The sequence below is a fragment of the Actinoplanes lobatus genome, from assembly GCF_014205215.1.
Lineage (GTDB): Bacteria > Actinomycetota > Actinomycetes > Mycobacteriales > Micromonosporaceae > Actinoplanes > Actinoplanes lobatus.
In genome coordinates, this window is sequence record NZ_JACHNC010000001.1 from 4,803,954 (window position 1) to 4,825,465 (window position 21,512).

General features: G+C 71.2%; 19 protein-coding genes. 11 read left to right on the plus strand and 8 right to left on the minus strand.

Features of this window, described 5'->3' with window-relative positions; genetic code table 11:
* Positions 1-50 precede the first annotated feature (50 nt).
* From BJ964_RS22180 to BJ964_RS22190, 3 genes are read left to right on the plus strand one after another with little or no spacing between them, the layout of a single operon-like run.
* Complete coding sequence (locus BJ964_RS22180; protein WP_188122458.1) at positions 51-890, plus strand: MIP/aquaporin family protein; 840 nt, start codon at positions 51-53, stop codon at positions 888-890.
* A complete protein-coding gene (gene glpK, locus BJ964_RS22185; RefSeq protein WP_188122459.1) occupies positions 883-2,388 on the plus strand; it encodes a glycerol kinase GlpK in 1,506 nt (501 codons plus the stop codon). The genes BJ964_RS22180 and glpK overlap by 8 nt, the downstream gene beginning before the upstream one ends.
* A 2-nt stretch (positions 2,389-2,390) precedes the next feature.
* On the plus strand, positions 2,391-4,088 hold the full coding sequence (locus tag BJ964_RS22190) for a glycerol-3-phosphate dehydrogenase/oxidase (protein ID WP_188122460.1): 1,698 nt from the start codon (positions 2,391-2,393) through the stop codon (positions 4,086-4,088).
* Between the two features lie 99 nt (positions 4,089-4,187).
* Here the strand turns inward: BJ964_RS22190 and BJ964_RS22195 are convergent, their stop codons facing one another.
* From BJ964_RS22195 to BJ964_RS22215, 5 genes are all read right to left on the minus strand, one after another.
* Positions 4,188-6,419, minus strand: a complete 2,232-nt coding sequence (locus BJ964_RS22195) for a carbohydrate-binding module family 20 domain-containing protein (RefSeq protein ID WP_188122461.1) — start codon at positions 6,417-6,419, stop codon at positions 4,188-4,190.
* 160 nt (positions 6,420-6,579) lie between these two features.
* Positions 6,580-7,434 (minus strand): CDP-alcohol phosphatidyltransferase family protein, encoded by an 855-nt coding sequence (locus tag BJ964_RS22200; protein WP_188122462.1) that lies wholly within the window; start codon positions 7,432-7,434, stop codon positions 6,580-6,582.
* A gap of 83 nt (positions 7,435-7,517) precedes the next feature.
* Complete coding sequence (locus tag BJ964_RS22205) at positions 7,518-8,066, minus strand: hypothetical protein (protein ID WP_188122463.1); 549 nt, start codon at positions 8,064-8,066, stop codon at positions 7,518-7,520.
* The gene (locus tag BJ964_RS22210; protein ID WP_188122464.1) at positions 8,063-8,809 is read right to left on the minus strand and encodes an ABC transporter permease; all 747 of its coding nucleotides are present in this window, start codon (positions 8,807-8,809) and stop codon (positions 8,063-8,065) included. The genes BJ964_RS22205 and BJ964_RS22210 overlap by 4 nt, the downstream gene beginning before the upstream one ends.
* Complete coding sequence (locus BJ964_RS22215) at positions 8,806-9,516, minus strand: ABC transporter ATP-binding protein (protein WP_188122465.1); 711 nt, start codon at positions 9,514-9,516, stop codon at positions 8,806-8,808. The genes BJ964_RS22210 and BJ964_RS22215 overlap by 4 nt, the downstream gene beginning before the upstream one ends.
* A gap of 99 nt (positions 9,517-9,615) precedes the next feature.
* On the opposite strand from BJ964_RS22215, the gene BJ964_RS22220 reads away from it, so the two are divergent.
* The 6 genes from BJ964_RS22220 (at position 9,616) to tuf (ending at position 15,916) form a co-directional block, all read left to right on the plus strand.
* A complete protein-coding gene (locus BJ964_RS22220) occupies positions 9,616-10,461 on the plus strand; it encodes a sensor histidine kinase (RefSeq protein WP_203832638.1) in 846 nt (281 codons plus the stop codon).
* A gap of 73 nt (positions 10,462-10,534) precedes the next feature.
* The gene (locus BJ964_RS22225; RefSeq protein ID WP_188122467.1) at positions 10,535-11,215 is read left to right on the plus strand and encodes a response regulator; all 681 of its coding nucleotides are present in this window, start codon (positions 10,535-10,537) and stop codon (positions 11,213-11,215) included.
* A gap of 40 nt (positions 11,216-11,255) precedes the next feature.
* Positions 11,256-11,606, plus strand: coding sequence for a nuclear transport factor 2 family protein (locus BJ964_RS22230; RefSeq protein WP_188122468.1), 351 nt, complete (start codon positions 11,256-11,258; stop codon positions 11,604-11,606).
* A gap of 50 nt (positions 11,607-11,656) precedes the next feature.
* Positions 11,657-13,870 carry a family 43 glycosylhydrolase gene (locus tag BJ964_RS22235; protein WP_188122469.1) on the plus strand — a complete coding sequence of 738 codons (2,214 nt, stop codon included), beginning with the start codon at positions 11,657-11,659 and terminating at the stop codon, positions 13,868-13,870.
* 62 nt (positions 13,871-13,932) lie between these two features.
* On the plus strand, positions 13,933-14,523 hold the full coding sequence (locus BJ964_RS22240) for a redoxin domain-containing protein (RefSeq protein ID WP_188122470.1): 591 nt from the start codon (positions 13,933-13,935) through the stop codon (positions 14,521-14,523).
* 202 nt (positions 14,524-14,725) lie between these two features.
* Positions 14,726-15,916: an elongation factor Tu gene (gene tuf / locus BJ964_RS22245; RefSeq protein WP_188122471.1), complete on the plus strand. Its 1,191-nt coding sequence runs from the start codon at positions 14,726-14,728 to the stop codon at positions 15,914-15,916.
* Positions 15,917-15,957: 41 nt separating this feature from the next.
* Here tuf and BJ964_RS22250 read toward each other — a convergent pair whose 3' ends face one another.
* Together BJ964_RS22250 and BJ964_RS22255 are read right to left on the minus strand one after the other, a co-directional pair.
* Positions 15,958-18,156, minus strand: a complete 2,199-nt coding sequence (locus BJ964_RS22250; protein ID WP_188122472.1) for a heavy metal translocating P-type ATPase — start codon at positions 18,154-18,156, stop codon at positions 15,958-15,960.
* Positions 18,157-18,168: 12 nt separating this feature from the next.
* Positions 18,169-19,077 (minus strand): hypothetical protein, encoded by a 909-nt coding sequence (locus tag BJ964_RS22255; protein WP_188122473.1) that lies wholly within the window; start codon positions 19,075-19,077, stop codon positions 18,169-18,171.
* A 78-nt stretch (positions 19,078-19,155) separates the two neighbouring features.
* On the opposite strand from BJ964_RS22255, the gene BJ964_RS22260 reads away from it, so the two are divergent.
* Entirely contained in the window at positions 19,156-19,452 is a 297-nt protein-coding gene (locus BJ964_RS22260; protein ID WP_041831370.1) for a metal-sensitive transcriptional regulator, read from the plus strand.
* Between the two features lie 137 nt (positions 19,453-19,589).
* On the plus strand, positions 19,590-20,357 hold the full coding sequence (locus tag BJ964_RS22265; protein ID WP_262479807.1) for a serine aminopeptidase domain-containing protein: 768 nt from the start codon (positions 19,590-19,592) through the stop codon (positions 20,355-20,357).
* A gap of 12 nt (positions 20,358-20,369) precedes the next feature.
* Here the strand turns inward: BJ964_RS22265 and BJ964_RS22270 are convergent, their stop codons facing one another.
* Positions 20,370-21,422, minus strand: a complete 1,053-nt coding sequence (locus BJ964_RS22270; protein WP_188122475.1) for an XdhC family protein — start codon at positions 21,420-21,422, stop codon at positions 20,370-20,372.
* Positions 21,423-21,512: the final 90 nt, after the last annotated feature.

The following is a 21,512-nucleotide window of genomic DNA, read 5'->3' on the forward strand; positions in this document are numbered from 1 at the left end:
CCCTCTCCGGGCCCTGCCTAGCGTCCGGGACATCGATGCAGGGAGGGAGCATGGCAACACGACTCAAGATTCCAGGACTCGCCGGCGAACTGGCGGCCGAGTTCGCCGGCACCATGATTCTGATTCTGTTCGGCGTGGGGGTGGTGGCGCAGGTCGCCGCCGCCGGGATCGGGGACCACGACAGCATCGCCTGGGCCTGGGGCCTGGGTGTGACACTCGGCGTCTACGTCGCGGCGCGGATCAGCGGCGCGCACCTCAACCCGGCGGTGACCATCGCGCTCGCCGTCTTCAAGGGCTTCTCCTGGCGGAAGGTGGCCCCGTACTCGATCGCCCAGTTCCTCGGCGCGTTCGTCGCCGCGCTGATCGTGCGCTGGAACTACACCGAGGTGCTGCGGGCCGCCGACCCCGGCCTGACGATCAAGACGCAGGGCGTCTTCTCCACACTGCCCGGCAACGGGACGCTTCCGGTCGGCGAGTGGGGCGCTCTCCGCGACCAGATCATCGGTACGGCGATCCTGCTCTTCGTCATCCTGGCGCTGACCGACATGAACAACACGGCGCCGGCCGCCAACCTCGGGCCGGTCGTGGTGGGCCTGCTCGTCGTCGCGATCGGCATGGCCTGGGGCACCAACGCCGGCTACGCGATCAACCCGGCCCGCGACTTCGGACCGCGACTCGCGAGTTTCCTGACCGGCTACGAGACGGCGTTCCGTGACCAGACCGGGTATCTCTATTTCTGGATCCCGATAGCCGGGCCGATCATCGGTGGCATCGTGGGCGCCGGGTTGTACCAGACTCTGATCGGGCGCTTCCTGCCGTCGGATTCGCCCCAGGAACCGGGTGAGCTACCGACCCGGACAGATGAGAACGTGGAGGTCAATCGTGGCTGACTTCGTCGGCGCCGTCGATCAGGGCACCACCAGCACCCGGTTCATGATTTTCGACCATGGTGGGAACGAGGTGGCCCGGCACCAGCTCGAACACGAGCAGATCCTGCCGCGGGCCGGCTGGGTGGAGCACAACCCGATCGAGATCTGGGAGCGCACGGTCGCCGTGGTGCGCACCGCCATGCAGAAGGCCAACCTTTCGGCCAGCGACCTCGCCGCGGTCGGCATCACCAACCAGCGGGAGACCACGGTCGTCTGGGACCGCCGGACCGGGCGGCCGTACTACAACGCGATCGTCTGGCAGGACACGCGCACCGACCGGATCGCGTCGGCCCTGGACCGGGACGAGCGCGGCTCTACTATTCGCCGCAAAGCGGGCCTTCCGCCCGCCACGTACTTCTCCGGCGGCAAGATCCAGTGGATCCTGGAGAACGTCGACGGCGTCCGGGAGGCCGCCGAACGCGGTGACGCGCTGTTCGGCAACACCGACTCCTGGCTGCTGTGGAACATCACGCGCGGCAACCACGTCACCGACGTGACGAACGCCAGCCGCACCATGCTGATGAACCTGGAGACCCTCGACTGGGACGACGAACTGCTGTCGTTCTTCAACATCCCGCGGGCCATGCTGCCGGAGATCCGCCCGTCGTCCGACCCCAACGGGTACGGCACCGCGCACGTCGACGGGCCGCTCGGCGGGGACGTGCCGCTCACCGGCGACCTCGGCGACCAGCAGGCCGCCACGGTCGGGCAGGTCTGCTTCAACCCGGGCGAGGCCAAGAACACCTACGGCACCGGCAACTTCATGCTGCTCAACACCGGTACGAACCTGGTGCGCTCGGAGAACGGGCTGCTCACCACGGTCTGCTACAAGTTCGGCGACGCCGCCCCGGTCTACGCCCTGGAGGGCTCGATCGCGGTCACCGGCTCGGCCGTGCAGTGGCTGCGCGACCAGCTGCACATCATCAAGTCGGCCGGCGAGAGCGAGTCGCTGGCCGCGCAGGTGCCGGACAACGGCGGCGTCTACTTCGTCCCGGCGTTCTCCGGGCTGTTCGCGCCGTACTGGCGCTCCGACGCCCGCGGCGCGATCGTCGGGCTGTCCCGGTTCAACACCGACGCGCACATCGCCCGGGCCACCCTGGAGGCGATCTGCTACCAGACCCGGGACGTGGTCGACGCCATGGCGCAGGACTCCGGCGTGACCCTGGACGTGCTCAAGGTCGACGGCGGCATCACCGTCAACAACCTGTGCATGCAGATCCAGGCCGACGTGCTCGGGGTGCAGGTCAGCCGCCCGGTGGTCGCCGAGACCACCGCCCTGGGCGCCGCCTACGCGGCCGGTCTCGCGGTCGGGTTCTGGAAGAACACCGACGAGCTGCGGGAGAACTGGAACGAGTCGCAGCGCTGGCGGCCGACCTGGTCCGCCGAACAGCGGGACCAGGGCTTCGGGAAGTGGAAGAAGGCGGTGCAGCGGACCCTCGACTGGGTGGATGTGGACTGATCATGACGGCTCTCTCTCCTTCGTACCGGGACGCCGCCTCGCACGCTCTCGAGCAGCGGGAGGTCGACGTGCTGGTGATCGGTGGGGGAGTGGTGGGGGCGGGTTGCGCGCTCGACGCGGTCACACGGGGACTGACCGTGGGTCTCGTCGAGGCGCGCGACCTCGCCTCCGGCACGTCCAGCCGGTCCAGCAAACTGATCCACGGCGGGCTGCGCTACCTGGAGATGCTGGACTTCGGGCTGGTCCGCGAGGCGCTGCGGGAGCGGGGGCTGATCCTGCACCGCCTCGCGCCGCACCTGGCGCGCCCGGTCCGGTTCCTCTACCCGCTCAAGCACCGCGGCTGGGAACGCCTGTACGCCGGGGCGGGCGTCACCCTCTACGACACCCTGGCCGGCCTACGGAACATGCCGCGGCACCGGCATCTGACCCGGCGCGGCGCGCTGCGGGCCTGCCCGTCGCTGCGCCGGGACTCCCTGGTCGGCGCGTTGCAGTACTACGACGCGCAGGTCGACGACGCCCGGCACACCATGTTCCTGGCCCGGACCGCGGCCGCGCACGGCGCCCACGTGGTCACCCGGACCGAGGTCGTCGGCTTCCTCCGGGAGGGTTCCCGGATGACCGGGGTACGGGTGCACGACCTGGAACACGACCGGACGTACGAGATCCGCGCCCAGCAGATCGTCAACGCCACCGGCGTGTGGACCGACGACACCCAGTCCCTGGTCGGCGAACGGGGGCAGTTCCACGTACGCGCCTCGAAGGGTATCCACCTGGTGGTTCCCCGCGACCGGGTCCAGTCGTCGACCGGGCTGATCCTGCGGACCGCGACAAGCGTGCTGTTCGTCATCCCGTGGGGCCGGCACTGGATCATCGGCACCACCGACACCGACTGGCGGCTCGACAAGGCGCACCCGGCGGCGTCCAGCAAGGACATCGACTACCTGCTCCGCGAGGTGAACAAGGTCCTCGCGACACCGCTGGAACGCGCCGACGTGGAGGGGGTCTACGCCGGGCTGCGGCCGCTGCTGTCCGGCGAGTCGGAGCCGACGTCGCGGCTGTCCCGTGAGCATTCGGTGTCGAGCCCGGTGCCGGGGCTGGTGGTGGTGGCCGGCGGCAAGTACACGACGTACCGGGTGATGGCGAAGGACGCGGTCGACGCCTGTGTGCACAACCTGGCCCGGACCGTGCCGCGTTCGGTCACCGACCGGGTGCCGCTGGTCGGCGCCGACGGCTATCCGGCGCTGTGGAACCGCCGGGGCATCCTGGCCGCCGAGTCCGGCCTGCACGTGGCCCGGGTCGAGCACCTGCTCGGCCGGTACGGCGCGCTGATCCACGAGGTGCTGGCGCTGATCCGCGACGACCCGGACCTGGGCCGCCCGATCGAGGGCGCCGACGACTACCTGCGTGCCGAGTTCGTCTACGCGGCCGCCGCCGAGGGCGCCCGGCACCTGGTGGACGTGCTGACCAGGCGGACCCGCATCTCGATCGAGACGTTCGACCGTGGCGTGGTCGCCGCCCCGCACGCGGCCGAGCTGATGGGCCGGGTGCTCGGCTGGACGGCCGGGCAGCGCGACCGTGAGGTGGAGAACTACCGGCTGCGGGTGGCGGCGGAACGCGCCTCGCAGGAGCAGCAGGACGACGAGACGGCCGACGCGGCCCGCCTCGGCGCTCCGGACGTGGTGCCGGTGCGCGTCACATGAGCGAGCTTGCGAGTGAATCATCAGGCTCAGTCATGAACTCATGGCGACGCCGGAGCGAAGCGGAGGTGGCGCCATGAGGGCGGGCCGCTGGGCCTTGGGCTACTTCCAGGTGTCGCTGATGGTGTACGCCGACGCGGTGCCGGTGGTGTACGACCGGTTGCTGCCGGACTCCCAGGTGACGGTCCCGGAGGCGTCCTTCTTGATGTACTTGTAGGTGAAGGTGGTGCTCTGCGGGACGATCACCAGCTTGCTCCAGGTCGGGTAGGACGCCGACGACAGCGGGATCGCGTTGGCGGTGTTCCAGGCGCCGAGGGAGTCGATCGAGCCGACCACGTAGACGTTCTGCCCGGTGCTGGTGGTCGCCGTCTCGTTGAAGGTGACCGCGGTGGCGCTGGCGTTCGCCACGTTCCAGCTGTTGTCGAAGGAGATCGCCGAGGTGCCGGTGCTCACCGAGCGGTTGGCGTTGCTCTCCCAGGTGACGTTCCCGGAGGAGTCCTTCTTGATGTACTTGTACTCGAAGCTGGTGCCGGACGGGATCGACACCGTCGAGGTCCAGATCGGGTAGCCACTGGCCGACAGCTTGACCGCGTTCGCCGTGTCCCAGCTGCCGAGGGCCGCGTTCGAGCCGACCACGTAGACGTCGGTGCCGGTCGTGGTGGTGGCGTACACGTTGAAGGTCGCGGCGACCGTACCGGCGCTTGTCGTGACGCTGGGCGACGGCGTGGCCGAGGTGGTGACGCTGGGCGAGGGGCTCGCGCTGGTGGCCGAAGCCGAAGGCGAGGCGGTCGGGGAGGTGGTGGTGCCGCCGCCGGAGGTGGCGTTGACGTCGATCGCCACGGCGCTGTTGGCCGGGATGGTGACCGACGCGGTGCCGCCGGAGACGGTGATCGCGGTGCCGTTGCAGCCGGTGCTGGACGCGCCGCCGGTGATCCGGTCACAGTAGACGCCGTCGGCCAGGCCGGTGGTGTAGGTGGCGGTCGACGCGCTGGACGAGTTGTTCAGGCCGAACCAGCCGAGCGAGCCACGGCTGAACCCGATCACGTTGCCGCTGGTGGTGGTCCAGTTGGACGCCGAGGTGACGGACTGGGTGGTGTTGTGCCAGGCCACCATGCCCTTGACGCCGGTCGACCGGGTGAGGCACTGCCAGGCGCTGTTGGTGCAGTCGGTGTCGGTGACGAAACCGCTGGAGTCGGCGGGCGGCGACTGCCCGGTCGACGAGGTGGAGAAGGTGAAGCCGTCGTAGACGAACGGCTGCCCGTACGGGTAGGCCAGCAGGAAGTAGTTGGCCAGCGTGTACTTGGTCCCGTCCTGGTAGCGCAGCGTGGTGCCGTCGCGCTCCAGGTCGTGGTTGGTGACCATGGCGGCGGTCTGCGCGCTCGTCGCGTCCAGGCTCCACGACGGGATGGTCGACAGGTTGCCCAGCGTCCCGTTGTTGAACTGGGTCTTGAGGCCCATCGCGTAGGAGAAGCCGAGCACGTCACCGTTGGAGGTGAACGCCGACGGCAGCAGCTCGCTGTTGGACGCGCCGGTGAAGATCTCCTGCGCGATGTACGGCTTGACGCCCTCGGCCGTGGTGTTGTTGAGCTTCGCGATGATCGCCGCGAAGTCGGCCTTGGCCACGTGCTTGGCGGCGTCCACCCGGAAGCCGTCGACGCCGATGCCGACCAGGTCGTTCAGGTAGGCGGCGATCTTCGTCTGCACGGTGCTGCTCTGCGTCTTCAGGTCGGACAGCGACAGCAGCATGCAGTTCTGGACTTCGGAGACGTTGTTCCAGTCGTCGATCACCGCGTCGTCGTCCGAGCAGTAGCCGTCGTTCGCGTGGTGGAAGTCGTCGTAGACGTACGGCACCGCGGGGTAGCTGTAGCCGGACGGGCTGAACGTCGACCCGCCGTAGGTGGTGGTCAGCGTGTTGTTGGCGCCGGCCATGTGGTTGACGACCGCGTCCACATAGACCCGGACGCCGGCATTGTGGCAGGCGGTGACCATGCTGGAGAACTCGGCGCGGGTGCCGAACCGGCTGGTCAGGTTGTACGACACCGGCTGGTAGATCTCCCACCACGGGTGCACGCCGCTGTCGCTGGTCGCGAGGCTCACCGATTCGGCGGGCGGGGCCACCTGGACCGCGCCGTAACCGGCCGGGCCGAGGTGGTTCGTGCAGGCGGCCGAGACCGAGTCCCAGTTCCAGGACCACAGGTTCGCGGTGACGTCGCTGTTGTTGAGGCTGGTGGCGGCCGACGCGGTGCCCGGCAGCGTGATGGCGGTGAGACCGGCCGCGAGAGCGGCGACGGCGGAGACGGACCCGGCAAGGAGTCTGCGGGAGCGCAATTTCATGGAGGTGCCTCTTCTACGGAGGGCAACGCTGAGGATTGTTGCAAGTTCTTGCAAGCGGTTTCAGGAAATTACCAAGCCGTGTCGCGCCCGTAAAGAGGTTCTTACCTATGAAAGAAAGCCCCGGCGGAAGGCCCGCCGGGGCTGTGTGTGAGCTGTGTGCTCAGAGGACGGCGATCCGCCTCTGATAGGTCCTGGTAGTGGTCCAGAGCTTGTAGACCAGCAGTGACTCGAAGGCCAGCAGCAGGAGTCCGGCGGCGACCGTGACGGGCGCCAGCAACCCGGTCACCGGCCCGATGATGAACACGAACATCATGAACTCGATGCCGCTGAAGACGTGTGCGCGGATGCGCTGCCGTAGCAAGAAGTTGCGGAAGTTGAGGAAACCACCGAACCGGGCGCGGAAGTCGCCGTGCACGTCGATCGCCGACCGGGCCTCCTCGCCGTCGAGCGGGATCTCCTCGTCGGTCTCCTCCGCGTACTCCATCGCCGTACCGGAGGCCGCGGCCGCGGCCGTCAGGTTCTCCTTCATGGTCAGCTTGACCTTCTGCATCTGGAGCGCGTTCAGGTAGCGGAACATGTCCAGGAAGATGACGGTCGCGGCCAGCCACAGGTAGAGGGTCTCACCGGTGTGGTGCCACTGCCCGCCGAACAGCGCCAGCGAGCAGACCACCACCCGCAACCGGTCGAAGACGTAGTCCAGCCAGCTGCCGAACAGCGACCCCGTCCCGTTCAGCCGGGCGATCTTGCCGTCCATGCAGTCCAGCACGAAACCCAGGTGGAACAGCAGCGCGCCGACGAGCAGCCACCGGTACTCCGCCTGCCAGAACGCCGCCGCCGCGCCCAGGCCCAGCGCGAACGCGCCCAGACTCAGCACGTTCGGCGTGACCGGGCGCCACGGGGCGACCAGCCACACCAGCCGGGACGCGAGCGGATCCACCAGCCACACCGTCCACCACGAGTCCCGGCGTTTATAGGTGCGCTCACGGATCTCCGCGAGCGAGGGTCGCTGTGCCATCGCTGTCTCTCCTCGGCCTGTGCAGCGCGAGGGCTTCTTCTGGGGTGGGACCCCCTGCGCTGCGCGTATTGAACACCCGGGAGTCAAGATCCGTCTGCCCCGTCGCGGCGCGCGAACACCACCGAGGCCACCACGAAGATCAACACACCGGCGAGCGGCAGCCGGCCGGTCACCTCACCCCAGTGCGTGCGGATCAAGGGAAACCCGATCTCGTACGCGACGAGCACCGCCCCCGCGGCCCCGACCGGATGCCGGATCAACAACCCCACCCCGGCCGCGACCAGCGTGTCCACCACCAGTGACAGCGTCCCGCCCGGCTCCCCGGCGGTGCCCGCGACCAGCAGCGCGGCCGGCGCCGCCAGCACCACCAGGGCCACCGCCTTCGCCGCCACGAGCCGGTACCGCCGCGGCATCGCCAGCAGCGTGGTCCGGATCTGGCCGCCGCCCTGGTACTCGTGGGCCGTCGCCAGCACACCCAGGATCAGGAACCCCACCTGCCCGTACGGCAGCACCGAGCCGCCCGGCGGATCCAGCGCGTCCAGCAGCAGCGTGACCGCCCAGGTCAGGCCCAGGGTGAGCGCCAGCGACCGCAGGGTGAGCAGCTTCTCCACCTCGGCCCGGACCGTGTTCACGCGTCCCGCCTGCCGAACAGCCACCCGGCCAGGGCCAGCAGCGCCGCCACCCACGCCGACATCACCAGCCCGGCGGTCACCGGGGCGACGTCGTGGTCGCCCACCTCGTTCAGGAACATGTGCGCCCCCACGATGTCCGGCAGGTAGACGGCCGCGCTGGTCACCTTGGTCAGCAGGTAGGACACCGAGACGACCGAGGTGTTCACCACCAGCACGGTCAGCGTGACGATCCCGTTCCGGAAGATCAGCGTGAGGGCGTACGCCAGCAGCCCGATCAGCACCCAGTAGAGAACCGCCCCGGCCAGCCGCCCGGGCGCCGGCGACGGCACCAGCGAACCGTGCACCAGCCGGGTCACCGCCAGCGTCGCCACCGTCGTGACCATCCCCTGCACCGCCACCACCAGCGTCAGCGCGGCGCCCTTGGCGGTCAGCAGCCGGGCCCGCCGGGGCATCGCCGCCAGTGTGGTGGTGAGCTGCCGGGCGCCCGGCGCGTCGTCCCCGGTGGGCGTGTACTCGCTGCTCACCGTCACCACCCCGAGGATCATCGCGCCCAGCACGCCGATGCCCAGTGTCTGGAACCCCAGGTCGGACGCGTCGGTGTAGAGGCCCTCGGCGATCGCCCGGCGGGTGCTCCCGGCCGACACGAACACCAGCGCCGGCGCGGCCAGGAACCCCACCAGCAGGCCGATCCAGGCGGTCCGCAACCCGAGCAGTTTCCGCAGCTCGGCGTCGAGAAGGCTCACCACGACACACCCTCGCTCCCGGTCTTCGCCAGGAACGCGTCCTCCAGGGTGGCGTGCCCGCCGACCACCTCGGCCAGCTCACCGGACGCCACCACCCGGCCGCGGTCGATGATCACCACGTCGTCCACGGTCTCCGCCAGCTCACCCATCAGGTGACTGGAGAGCAGCACGGTCCGCCCGGCGGCCGCGCTGTCCCGCAGGAACGTGCGCATCCACCGGATCCCGGCCGGGTCCAGCCCGTTCACCGGCTCGTCCAGGATCAGCACCGGCGGATCGCCGAGCAGCGCGGCGGCCAGCCCCAGACGGCGGCTCATCCCGAGCGAGAACCGGCCGGCCCGCTTGCCCGCCTCGGCGCTCAGCCCGACCAGGTCCAGCACCTCGCCGACACGGGAGCGGGGCAGCCCGTTGCTCGCCGCCACCCAGCGCAGATGCGCCCGCGCCGACCGGGAACGGTGGGCCCCGCTGCCGTCCAGCAGCGCCCCGGCCACGGTGAGCGGGCGGTCGTGGTCGGCGTACCGGCGGCCGTCGATCAGGGCGGTCCCGCCCTGCGGACGGTCCAGGCCGAGCAGCACCCGCAGCGTGGTCGTCTTGCCCGCGCCGTTCGGCCCGAGGAACCCGGTCACCCGCCCGGGCCGCGCCGTGAAACTCACCTCGTGCAGGACCCGGGTCCGGCCGCGGACCCGGGTGACACCATCGATCGTGATCATATGGGCAGTCAACCGGCGGCCCGGCCCGGCCACATCGGACCCAGCTCGGGGATCGCCTCGCCCGTCTACGACCCTGGTCCGAGGAATAGAGTCGGCCCGGTGAACGCCAACCCCCGGCCCGCGTGGCGCAGCCGGGCCGTGCCGGTCGTCGTGGTCGTCGCCGCGGTGCTGATCATGGCCATGTGCACGGTCGGGACCTCCGGCCCGCTGTCCCGGATCATCCCGGTGGTGATCGGCGGCGGGGCGGCCACCGCGGCGGTGTGGTCGGTGCGCCGGTGGCGGGCCGACCGGGCCGCCTACGAGCGGCGGCTCACCGAGTGGGCGGCCACCGAGGCGGTGCTGGCCGAACGGCTGCACATCGCCCGCGACCTGCATGATCTCGTGTCGCACGGGCTCGGGCTGATCACCGTACGGGCGGCGGCCACCCGGCACCTGCCCGCGCCCGCCGAGATCCGGGCCGCTCTCGACGACATCGAGGAGACCAGCCGCGACGCCACCGCCGAACTGCGCCGCATGCTCGGCGTGCTCCGCGAGCCCACCGCGCCCGGCCCGCGCGCGCCGGTGGAGGGCCTCGACGCGCTGCCCGGCATCGTCGCGGCCGCCGCGGCCGCCGGGGTGCGGGCCCGGCTGCACGCCGGTGAGCTCGGGGACGTGCCGCCGGGCGTCCAGGTGGCGGTCTGCCGGACGGTCCGGGAGGGCCTCGCCAACACGGCCCGGCACGCCGGCCCGGCCGACGCCACGGTCCGGGTGCACCGCGACGGGAGACATGTGGTGGTGAGCGTCGCCGACAGCGGCCCGGCCCACGGCTGGCGGCCCACCCCGGGCGCCGGGCACGGCCTCGCCGGGCTGCGGGAACGCGTCGGCAGCCTGGGCGGCACCCTGTCGGCCGAGCGGGTCGAGGCGGGCTTCCGCCTCACCGCCCGGATCCCGGACGAGCCGCAATGAGCGAGCTTGCGAGCGAATCATCGGGCTCAGTCTTGAACTCATTGCGATGCCGGAGCGCAGCGGAGGTGGCGCAATGAGCCTGAAGCCGGCCGACGGGGTCACCCGCGTTCTGGTGGTGGACGACCAGCCGCTGCTCCGGCAGAGCCTCGCCATGATCCTCGGGCACGAGCCGGACATCGAGGTGGCCGGGCAGGCCGCGGACGGGGCGGAGGCGGTGCTGCGGGCCCGGGCGGCGCGGCCGGACGTGGTGCTCATGGACGTACGCATGCCGGGTGTCGATGGTCTTGAGGCGACCCGGCGGATCTGTGCCGACCCGGCCCTGACCGGCACCCGGGTGCTGGTGCTCAGCATGTTCGAGCTGGACGAGTACGTCTACGAGGCCCTCCAGGCGGGAGCGTCCGGTTTCCTGCTCAAGGACGCCCGGCCGGAGGACCTGGTGGAGGCGGTCCGGCGCACCGGCCGGGGCGAGTCGCTGTTCGCCCCGTCGATCCTCACCCGGCTGGTGGCCCACTACGTGGCGGCACCCCGGCCGGAACGGGTCCGGGCGCTGCGGCACCTCACGCCCCGCGAGGTGGAGGTGCTCGCCCTGATCGGCAACGGCCTGGCCAACGACGAGATCGCCACGGCGCTGGCCATCTCGGTCAAGACGGTGAAGACCCACATCACCCACCTGCTCGCCAAACTGGCCGCCCGCGACCGCGCCCAGCTGGTGATCGCCGCCTTCAACGCCGGTCTGGTCCGCCCCCGCGCCTGACCGCCTTGAACCGCGGTCGGCGAGCTGCGACGGTGTTCACATGACTGACATCGATGTGGCGGAAGAGAACAAGAGACGGTTCCTCGATGCCTTCGGCCGGTTCGCGGCCGGCGAGGTCGAGGTCCTCCGCGAGATCCTCCGCGAGGATTTCCTGTCACACAGCCCGGGCGCCCCGGCCGGCCGCGACGCCTGGATCGAGTTCATCGTCAACTCACCGATCGCCACCGCCCAGCTCGACCTGCAACACGTCATCGCGGACGACCAGTTCGTGGTGGCCCACTACACCCTCATCCCGGCCGAGGGCCCGTCCGAGACGGTCGTCGACATCTGGCGTTTCGAGGACGGGCTGATCGTCGAGCACTGGGACGTGAGCCGCCCGTTACCTTCTTAATCAGTCGGGGCATTGCCGGAAAAATCCGGTAGCTCCTAGCGTCGGCATCCATGAGACTCCGCGCACATCTGGCGGTCGCGGCGCTGGTCGCGGGCCTGTTCGCCCCGGTAACGGCGCCCGCGGCCGCGCAGGCCGCAGCCACCTACACCAACCCGGTCAGTGCCGGGACCGTCGACACCTTCCCCGATCCGGCGGTGATCAAAGGCAAAGACGGCATCTGGTACGCCTACGGCACCACGAACCCGATCCTCAACAGTGCTGGCGAGACCGGCGAGCACGTCCTGCCGATCCTGTCCTCCACCGACCTGGTGCACTGGACGTACCGGGGTGACGCCGTCCCCGGCGGCACCGTCCGCCTGTGGGCACCGGACATCCGCTACATCGCCGGGTCCTACCACCTCACCTACTCGCAGTCGACCGGCGGCATCGGCCTGCGGACCGGCCCCACCCCGCTCGGCCCGTGGACCGACCACGGCCTGATCGTGCCGTCCGGTGGCAGCGGCTGCCCGACCGGCAACATCGACCAGGCCCTGTTCACCGGCGCGGACGGCGCCCACTACCTGTACTGGGGCAGCTACGACGTCCTCTGTGTACAGCGGCTGAACGCGGCCGCCACCACCCGGGTCGGCGAGATCACCCAGGTGGCCCGGGGCCGCCGCGCCGAGGGCGGGTTCGTGGTGCACCGCGACGGCTGGTACTACCTGTTCTTCTCGGACGGCGGCTGCTGCGACGGCGCGTACAGCGGCTACACCGTGAAGGTCGGCCGCTCGGCCAGCCCGCTCGGCCCGTTCAAGACACCCAGCGGCCTCGACCTGATGGACCTCACCAGCAAGGACGGCATCGTGCTGGCGGCCAACGGGGACCGCTGGATCGGGCCCGGCCACAACGCGATCACCACCGACCTGGCCGGCCAGGACTGGCTGGTCTACCACGCCATCCCGGCCGGCGACCCGGACTTCCCGCCGGTCACCGGCGCGAACGGCGCCACCCTGCGGCTCACCAAACGGCCGCTGATGATCGACCGGCTGGACTGGATCGGTGGCTGGCCGGTGGTCCGCGCCGGCGCCGGACCGTCCAACTCACCGCAGACCGCACCGGTCACCACCTGGACCGTGGGCAGCACGTTCGCCTCCCTGGCCGGCTGGTCGGCGGCCTGGCCACTGGCGACCGGCACGGATTCCGGCGGATATCTCAGCGCGGGTGCGGGCGGGTTCTCGCTCAGCGACGCCACGGTCTCCGGCGACGTCCGGGTGGAGGGCGACCTGCGGGCCGGGGCGGGGCTGGTGATCGCCTACGCCGACCCGTCGAACCACGTGGTGGCGTGGCTCGACCGGGCCACGAACCGGCTGGTCGTCGCGGTGACGGTGGGCGGACGGCGTACCGATCAGGTGGCCGCTCTGCCGGCCGGATTCGCGCACACCGCGTGGCACACCGTGGCCGCGCAGCGGCGTGGCCGGGCGCTGGCCGTCGAAGTCTCGGCCGACCGGCTCCGGGACGCGGTCGCGACCGTGTCGATCACCCTGCCGGCCGGCGCCCCGGTCGCCGGGCGAATCGGCGCGGCGGCCACCGGGGCGGGCGCGCAGGCCGACAACATCGGGGCCGCGCCGCTCTACCAGCCGGTCACCGCCCGGGTCGCCGACCCGGCGCCGGGCGCCCTGCTGCCCGCCTGTTCCGACGAGTTCGAGGCGGCGAGCGACCCGGCCTGGAGCTGGGTGCGCGGCCCGGCCGCCGGGGCGGTCCGCACCGGTGGCGCCCTGGTCTGGCCGACCCAGGCGGCCGAGCTGCACACCGGCAACAACACCGCGTCGGTGCTGCTGCGCGACGCCCCGGCGGGCGACTTCACCGTGGAGACGAAGCTGACCTTCGACGGCACCCGTGGCAACCAGCAGGCCGGGCTGGTGCTCTACCGGAACGACGATCGGTACTTCAAGCTGGCCCACTCGGTGCTGCCGCTCGCGAACACCGCCCTGTTCCTGCACCAGACCGAGTTCGGCAAGGAGGGCGACCGGGCGGGTGGGGTGGCGAACGCGCCGATGTTCGGCGGGCCGGCGACCCCCACCCTGTGGTTGCGGCTGCGCTACCACCACGACGCGGCGAACGGCGAGGACGAGGTACGGGCGGCGTCCAGCACCGACGGGGTGACCTGGACGTGGGGCGGGGTGTGGACCCTGCCACACTCTGGTCCGTATCGGATCGGACTGATCTCGATGAACGCCACCGGCGCGACGGCGAACTTCGACCACGTGCGAACCTACGCGGGGTAAGCCTAGTTCTCCTATCAGTCTGATGGGTATTATGGGTCGCACCCCGACGACTGGAGACCACGATGACGACCGTGCAGGACCTGCGCCGCGTCGACGATGAAGCATTTCGGCGGCTTCTCGACCGCAACGCGATCTGGAAGCGAATGGTGAAGGCCGGCGACCGCCTGCCCCTCATGCCGCTGCTCGAGGTGGATCTCGGACCGATCCACCTCGACCGGCTCCTGCACACCGGCCCGCTCGTGCTGGTCTTCATCCGCTACGCCGGCTCGGCCGACTGCGAGGCGCTGCTGCGGTCCTACTCGGAGAAGCTCGAACCGGCGCTCACCGACCTCGGCGCGCACCTGGTCGCCGTCAGCACGCAGGAACCGGGCCGGCTGGCCGACCTCAAACACCGCGACGACCTGCGCATGCTGGTCGCCTCCGACCCGCGGCACGTCCTGATCGACGCCCTGAACATCGGCTTCGGCAGCCCCGGCGCCGACAAGCCGCTCGGCACCGGCCGGTCGGTCCTGCCGTTCGCCACGGTGGTCGTCGCCGACCGGTCCGGCCGGGTCCGGTTCGTCGACGTGCGCCCCAACTGGCTGTCACCCCTGCCGCCCGCCCCGATCATCGACGTGGTTAATTCGCTGGTTACCGGCCGGAGCCGGCGCTAACCTCTCGGCATGTTCTTCGCGCCCGGTCAGCAGCTGCCCCTCGTGGTGGCTCCCGCGCGCCTCGATTCGCGAGTCTGACCCCTCCCCGCCAGCAGCAGAACCCAGGGGAGGGGTGGCTGCTCCGTGCGTGGTTCTGGCGCGTCCCGGCTGGCATCGGGCCGCGCTCCACCTCCCGCCTCGCATCCAGTGAGGACTCGCAAAGATGGCCAAGAGCCAGTTCATCCGTACGAAGCCACACCTGAACATCGGCACGATGGGTCACGTCGACCACGGCAAGACGACCCTGACCGCCGCGATCACGAAGGTTCTCGCCGACCGCGACCCGGCAACCAACCGGTACGTCGCGTTCGAGGGGATCGACAAGGCCCCGGAGGAGGCCGCCCGCGGCATCACCATCACCATCGCCCACGTCGAGTACGAGACCGCGTCCCGCCACTACGCCCACGTCGACATGCCCGGCCACGCCGACTACGTGAAGAACATGATCACCGGCGCGGCGCAGGTGGACGGCGCGATCCTGGTCGTCTCGGCGCAGGACGGGTCGATGCCGCAGACCCGCGAGCACGTGCTGCTCGCCCAGCGGGTCGGCGTGCCGTACCTGGTGGTGGCCCTCAACAAGAGCGACATGGCCGACGACCCGGAACTGCTCGACCTGGTCGAGCTGGAGGTCCGTGAGCTGCTGTCCGCCTACGGCTTCCCCGGCGACGAGGTGCCGGTGGTCCGGGTCAGCGCGCTGCGGGCGCTCGAGGGCGACCCGCGCTGGGTGGCGTCGATCGGCGAGCTGCTCGACGCGGTCGACACGTACGTGCCGATCCCGCCGCGCGAGCTGGGCGAGCCGTTCCTCATGCCGATCGAGAACGTCCTGTCGATCAGCGGCCGCGGCACCGTCGTCACCGGCAAGGTGGAGCGCGGCGAGCTCCGCGTGGGCGAGCCGGTCGAGGTGGTCGGCCTCGGACCGACCGTCGCCAGCGTCGCCACCGGCCTGGAGACGTTCGGCAAGGTCCTGGAGTCGGCGCAGGCCGGCGACAACGCCGCCGTCCTGCTGCGCGGGGTCAAGCGCGAGCAGGTGCAGCGGGGCCAGGTTCTCGCGGCGTCCTCCAGCGTGCGCCCGCACCGGGTCTTCACGGCCCGGATATACGCGCTGACCAGCGCCGAGGGTGGCCGGCACACGCCGTTCGCGGCGGACTACCGGCCGCAGTTCTACTTCCACACCACCGACGTGTCCGGCGGGATGGACCTCGGCGGCCGCGACCTGGTCATGCCCGGCGACACCCTGGACCGGGTGACCGTCACCCTGGGCAAGGCGATCGCCCTGGAAGCCGGCATGGGCTTCGCGGTCCGTGAGGGCAACCGCACGGTCGCCGCCGGCACGGTGACCGCCGTCCTGGAGTGAGTCTCCGGCGGCCGGCTCGGGAAGAGCCGGCCGCCGAGAGGTCAGTACAGGGGCCGGAAGCGGCGCAGGCGGAGACTGTTGGCCACCACGAAGACCGAGGAGAAGGCCATCGCGGCGCCGGCGATCATCGGGTTGAGCAGCCCGGCGGCGGCCAGTGGCAGCGCTGCCACGTTGTACGCGAACGCCCAGAACAGGTTGCTCTTGATGATCCGCAGCGTCCGCCGGGACAGCCGGATCGCGTCCACCGCGGCCGTCAGATCACCGCGCACCAGGGTCAGGTCGGACGCCTCGATCGCCACGTCGGTGCCGGTGCCCATGGCCAGCCCCAGGTCCGACTGGGCGAGGGCGGCCGCGTCGTTCACCCCGTCGCCGGCCATCGCCACCACCCGGCCGTCCGACTGCAACCGCCGGATCACGTCGACCTTGCCGGCCGGCAGCACCCCGGCGATCACCTCGTCGATGCCGACCTCGGCCGCCACGGCCCGCGCCACCGTCTCGTTGTCGCCGGTCAGCAGCACCGGGGTCAGGCCCAGGCGGCGCAGCCCGGCGACCGCGGTGGCGCTGGTCGGCTTCACCGTGTCGGCGACGGCCAGCACACCGCGGGCTTTACCGTCCCAGCCGGCCACGATCGCGGTGCGGCCGGCCGCCTCCTGCTCGGCGGCGATCCGGGCGACCTCGACGGGGACCTCGAAACCCTCCCTCTCCAGCAGGCCGATCCGCCCGGCGAGAACGTCACGATCGCCGGCGGTTCCCCGTACGCCCAAGCCCTCGAAGCTGGTGAACCCACTCACCGGAAGGTGATCGCCCACCCCGGCCGCGATCGCGTGAGCGATGGGGTGTTCCGACGCCGCCTCCACGGACGCCGTCAGACGCAGCAGCTCCGGATCGTCGGGCAGCACGGCGACCAGCCTCATCACGCCGGTGGTGACCGTGCCCGTCTTGTCCAGGACGATCGTGTCCACCCGGTGGGTCGACTCCAGCGCCTCCGGACCCTTGATCAGGATGCCGAGCTGCGCGCCCCGGCCGGTGCCGACCAGCAGCGCCGTCGGCGTGGCCAGGCCGAGCGCGCACGGGCAGGCGATGATCAGCACGGCCACCGCGGCGGTGAACGCGGCCGTCCAGCCCGCGCCGGTGCCGTACCACCAGCCCAGCGTCGCCACCGCCAGCGTGATCACGATCGGCACGAACACGGCGGAGATCCGGTCGGCGAGCCGCTGCACCTCCGCCTTGCCGGCCTGCGCCTGCTCGACGAGCCGGGCCATCTGCGCCAGCTGGGTGTCGGCGCCGACCCGGGTGGCCCGCACGATCAGGCGGCCGCCCGCGTTCACCGTGCCGCCGGCGACCTCGCCGCCCGGCCCGATCTCGACGGGGACGCTCTCGCCGGTCAGCATCGACCGGTCGACCGCCGACGACCCCTCCTCGACCACGCCGTCCGTCGCGATCTTCTCGCCCGGGCGGACCACGAACCGGTCGTCCTTCCGCAGATCCTCGACGGGTACGCGCACCTCCCGGCCGTCGCGCAGCACGGCGACGTCCTTGGCGCCCAGTTCCAGCAGCGCCCGCAGCGCGTCACCGGCCCGCCGCTTGGACCGGGCCTCGAAGTACCGCCCGGCCAGGATGAACATGGTCACCCCGGCGGCCGCCTCCAGGTAGATGGTCCCGGCGCCGTCGGTGCGGTTGACGGCCAGGCTGAACGGGTGGGTCATGCCCGGCTCCCCGGCGGTGCCGAAGAACAGCGCCCACAACGACCAGCCGAACGCCGCGATCGTCCCCAGCGAGACCAGCGTGTCCATGGTCGCCGCGCCGTGCCGCAGGTTGATCGCGGCCGCCCGGTGGAACGGCCAGCCGCCGTAGACGACCACCGGCGCGGCCAGGGTGAGCGAGGCCCACTGCCAGTAGGTGAACTGCCAGGCCGGAACCATGGCCAGCAGGATCACCGGAACGCTGAGCACGATCGATACGAGCAGTCGGGTGCGTAGAGGATCCGATTTATCCGGCTCGGCAGGCTTTTCTGCGGCCTTGACCGCGGCGGAATATCCGGTCTTTTCGACCGTGGCGATCAGATCGGCAGTGGTGACGCCCGGGTCGGCCGTCACCGTCGCCTTCTCGGTGGCGTAGTTGACCGTGGCGGTCACCCCGTCCATCCGGTTCAGCTTCTTCTCGATCCGGGCCGCGCAGGACGCGCAGGTCATCCCGCCGATCTCGAGTTCGATCAGCTGAGGAGAGATTTGTAGGCTCATGGCTGTTACCCCTCAGTCGTGCGTGTGGCCGTCGGCGCTGGGCCCTGGATCGGCGGTCCCGGTCGGGGCCGGCGGCTGGGTGACACCGGTCGTCGTCGCGGTGAACTCGGCGGTGCGCACCTTTCCAGCGTGCTGGAAATCCAGGTAGAGACGGTAGACCCCGGGCGACGGCACCTCGGCCTCGAAGCTCAGCGCGGTCTCGCTCGCCGGGTGCACGTGCAGGTAGGCGAGGTCTCCCTCGCGCAGCACCACCAGGTGACCGAGCGCCCCCAGGTAGGGCTCCAGGTCGGTGACCGGTTTCCCGTCCCGGCTGACCGTGAGGTCGAGCTTCGACGAGGCCCCGGCCGCGAGATCGCCGGCGAGGGTGACGGTGTAGCCGTCGACCTCGGCGGTCCGCGCCACCGGCGGCAGCGGCACCGGCTGGTAGTCGCCGGGAGCGGGCACGTCGACGCCCAGGGTGAGCGCCTCCGGCTCGGCGGCCGGCTGGAAGTCGGCGAGCACCCGGTACTGCCCGGGGGTATCCACGCCGATCGGCGCCGACCACGTGCCGTCCGCGCCCAGGACCGGATGCAGGTGCTGGTAGCCGGACAGATCCCGCCGGACCACGATGAGATGCAGGTCCTTGTCGTGGTTGCGGGTGTACGACGTGACCGGTTTCCCGTCCGGCCCGAGCACCTGGAAGGCGAACGGCCGCGGCTCCCCGACGGTGAACCGGGTGGTGGCCGGGCTCAACCGGTAGCCGCCCTGCGCGATCTGCAATCCGCCCGGGACCCGCGGCGTGCCGGGCGTGTGGGCCCCACCGTGCGCCGGCTCAGGCTCCGGCCGCACGTCCGGGCCGATCAGCCGCCCCGCGCCGGCCGCCACCCCGAAGACGGCGACCAGCCCCAGAGCGAACGCGGCCAGCCGTACCGGCGTCCTCATGAGTGCTCCCTTCGTCGTGTTGCCCCCTCACCGTACACATACCCGGTAGGGGTATCCAAGCGATGTAGCATGGTCCTCATGACCAATCCCGCCCCGACCCGCGGCTACACCGCGACGAAGGACAACCTGCAGTCCCGGCTGCGCCGCATCGAGGGCCAGGTGCGCGGCATCGAGCGGATGGTCGAGGACGACCGCTACTGCATCGACATCCTCACCCAGATCTCCGCCATCCAGGCCGCCCTCGACAAGGTGGCGCTCGGCCTCCTCGACGGGCACGCCCGCCACTGCATGCACGAGGGCGCCCAGGAGGGCCGCGCCGACGAGATGGCCTCCGAGCTGATGGCCGCGGTCGGCCGGTTGATGAAGAGAGGCTGACCGGCATCGGCCTGGCCGCGTGATGTGGGCCATATCCGCTTGTCGTCCGGATCCGGCGACCCGAGAGTGCTGATACCGGTCGGTAACAAGTGGCCGCCGACACCGAGACGGGGAACGACATGACGCAGCCGGCACCAATGGTCCTCGTGTCGCCTGCCATGGGCATCGGATCGCGGTACTACCGGCTGCTCGTCGAAGCGTTCGAAGCCCGGGGATGGAGCGCCCGTGCGCTGCCCCGGCGCGGTTTCGAGCAGGGCGATCGCCCGGCGTCACGGGGCAACGACTGGTCCTACGCCGACGAGATCCAGGTGATGGCCGAGGCGGTGACGGCGGCCCGTACCGAGGCGCCGCAGCGGCCGGTCATCATCCTCGGCCACAGCCTCGGCGCCCAGCTCGCGGTCGGACACCAGCTCGGCCACGTCCCGGCGGACGGTGTGGTCACGGTGGGCGGCGCCCTGCCGTACCACCGGCACTACCCGCTCGGCGGCCTGCCGCTGGTGATCCAGGCCGGTGCGGTCGTCCCGCTGCTGACCACCCTGTTCGGCCACCTGCCCAGGCCCGCCTTCGGCGGCCCGGGCGCCCGCACCCTGATGCGCGAGTGGGCCCGGATGGCGCTGACCGGCCGCACCCCGTTCCCGGCACCCGAGCCGGTGCGTAGCCCGTCGCTGCTCGTGGCCTTGGAGGGCGACCGCCTCGCCCCGCCGATGTCGGTCGAGGCCTTCGCCGCCGCCCTGTTCGACCCGTCGGCCGTCACACTCTGGCAGTACCGCCACGCCGACGTCCCGCCGGGCGGCAGCAACGACCACATCGCCTGGGCCCGCAACGCCGGCCCGGTCATCGACCGCATCGCCACCTGGTGGGCCACCGCCGACCGCCGCACCGACGAGATCCTGGCCGGCGACTGACGGCTGCTCTGATCAGGCGGGGCCGTGGATGGGGGCGGTCAAACCGGTCAGGGGGGCTCCGGAACCGCCCCAGGAGAGGGCGACGATCTCGGCGGCGATGGCCACCGCGGTCTCCTCCGGGGTGCGGGCGCCCAGGTCGAGGCCGATCGGGGCGCGCAGGCGGGACAGAGCCGACTCCGGGACACCGGCCTCGCGCAGGCGGCGGAGACGGTCCTCGCAGGTGCGGCGGCTGCCCATCGCGCCGATGTAGCGGGCCGGGGTCCGCAGGGCGACCTCCAGCAGCGGGATGTCGAACTTCGGGTCGTGGGTGAGCACGCACAGGACGGTGCGCTCGTCGATCTCGGTGGATTCGAGGTAGCGGTGCGGCCACTGGACGACCACCTCGTCCGCCTCGGGGAAGCGGGCCTCGGTGGCGAACACGCCCCGGGCGTCACAGACGGTGACCTGGTAGCCGAGGAACTTCCCGATCCGGGCCACCGCCGCGGCGAAGTCGATCGCCCCGAACACGATCATGCGGGCCGGGGAGGCCCAGGACTGGACGAACACCTCGCGCTCGCAGGCCGTCGCGATGGCGCTGCGCCCGTGCGCCAGCAGGCCTCTCGCCTGGGCGGCGGCGATCCGGTCGAGTTCGGGGTCACCGAGGGTCCCGGCGGTGCGGTCGGGCCACACCACGAGCTGGGCGCCGGGCAGGGACACGGTGGCGACCGGGCGGCCGGCGGCGATGTCGGCGAGCACGGCGTCCAGCGAGGACAGCGCGACGTCCGGCTGGATCATGACCTCGATGGTGCCGCCACAGGTCAGACCGACTTCGAACGCGTCGCCGTCGCTCACCCCGTACGTATGTGTCTGTGCCTTTTTGGCATTTATGACTTCCTGCGCGGCCGTGTAGACGGCGCCCTCCACGCAGCCGCCCGAGACACTGCCCAGAACGTCGCCGTGCTCGTTGACGGCCATCGCGGCGCCGGGCCGGCGGGGCGCCGAACGCCACGTGTTCACCACCGTCGCCACGGCGAAGGAGACGCCGGCGGCGCGCCAGGCGATCAGCCCGTCCACGATCTCGCGCATCTGAGCACCTTCCGTGATCATCACGGCCTAGTCAACGCTTGATTAAGAGAACCCTTAGGTCGCTGTTGACAATGGATCCCGGGCACGCGA